Raw genomic sequence first — 1,600 nt, forward strand, 5'->3', positions numbered from 1 at the left:
AGGTCACAGGCCTCGATCTTCACCGTGCAGCCCGGGTGGCGGCAACTACCGTCACGCATCCGGATCCGGGTGGCCAACGCCGTACCGGGCCGGTACCGCAACGCCTGATCGGGATCGTCAGCCACCCCGGCTGCCGGATCGAGATACTGGATGCTCGCGGCATCCGAGGCGGCGAACATCTCCAGCACCGCCAACAGAGCGGCCTCGCCGCTGCGGGCGAACTCCACATGAGCCCGATCGAACCAGCGACCCCGCCCGGCCGGGGCGATGATCGTCACCTTCGGACGCAACACCACCGACCCCGCAGAACCGCCCGCAGCAGCGGCGGACGCAGCGCCAGCACCAGTGTCGGTGCCAGTGCCAGTGCCAGTGCCAGCGTCACTGCCAGTGCTGGTGTCGGTGTCGGTGCCGGTGCCGGTGCCGGTGCCGGTGGTGTCTGAAGCGTTGCCGGATGCGGCGCCGGAATCAGAGTCCGTGTCACCGGTTGTGGCGTCGCCGCAGACGAACGACATCAGGGCATCAGCCATGCGCTGCTTGTGACTGTACGGCTCGTCGCCATCCCGGCCGGGCTGGCCGGGCTGGGCGCCGGAGGTGGTGTCGCTGGCGCCGGAAGTGTGTGCTGCCTCAGCCGCTGCTTCGGCTTCGGCGGCGGCGTCTTCGGCGGCTTTGTCGGCGGCGACCTTGTTTTCGAGGGCTTCGGCCAGGACGGCGGCCTCATCGGCACGCAGTTGGGCGTACAGCGAGGACATGCCATCACGGCCCTTGGAGATGCTCACGCCTCGGTCGCGTCCGGCGTCGGCTTTGCGTTCGCGGACCGCGGCCCGGTCCCGGCGGGAGATGATCTCGTCGATCCGGGAGCGGATGGCTTTGCGGGTGGGACGCTTACCGGATTCGACCGCGTCGAGATAGTCGTCGACCACCTCCTGCTGCACCCGCAACACGAACTCGTCATCCACGGTGCTCATCTGCTCGGCCAGTACTTTCGCCGCGGCCAGGTCCATCCGCCCGTCCAGCATGGCCTTGAGGATGGCCGGGTACCGGAAATGCAGGTCCGCGGCCAGCGACAACATCGCCTCGGCGACATAGTCGGTGACCGGGAACATCGCGATCAGATGCGAGCGCGCCATCACGTCCGCATCGACCACAGAATGACCAGGACGATCAAAATCCTCGATGCACTCCGGCAACGCCAGACAGTCGAGCATCACCTGATGCGCCGCCACCAGACGCTGACCCACCGCACGATTTTCCGCCTCCCACGCCACCCGCGCCGCACGCGAAGACCCCGACACCGCACCAATACGCCCCGAACCCGACCCCGTCGACGGCGCATCCGCATACGACCCCGGACCGGAATCAGGGCTGGCAGACGACTGGGACCGGGAATGGGATCGGGATCGGGATCGGGATCGGGAGTCAGCAGGGGAAGGCGCACCGGCGACGGGGCGGGAATCGGTCGAGCGGCGAGAATCAGCGGCGGAGGAGGAACCGGGGAAGGGGCGAGAGTCGGCGGAGGGCGGTGAACCGTCAGAGGAAGGTGAATCGGCAGGCGAGTGAAAACCCTCAGACGGGACGGAGCCGGCGTAGTCGTTGTCGTCGT

General features: G+C 67.9%; 1 protein-coding gene. It reads right to left on the bottom strand.

Annotated elements, in window-relative coordinates:
* A partial coding sequence (locus tag OPF83_RS17330) for a 13E12 repeat family protein (protein ID WP_264888896.1) occupies positions 1 to 1,238 on the bottom strand: 1,238 nt, incomplete at its 3' end.
* Between the last annotated feature and the right edge of the window lie 362 nt (positions 1,239 to 1,600).

Source organism: Dietzia sp. NCCP-2495 (assembly GCF_026011735.1).
Taxonomy (GTDB): domain Bacteria; phylum Actinomycetota; class Actinomycetes; order Mycobacteriales; family Mycobacteriaceae; genus Dietzia.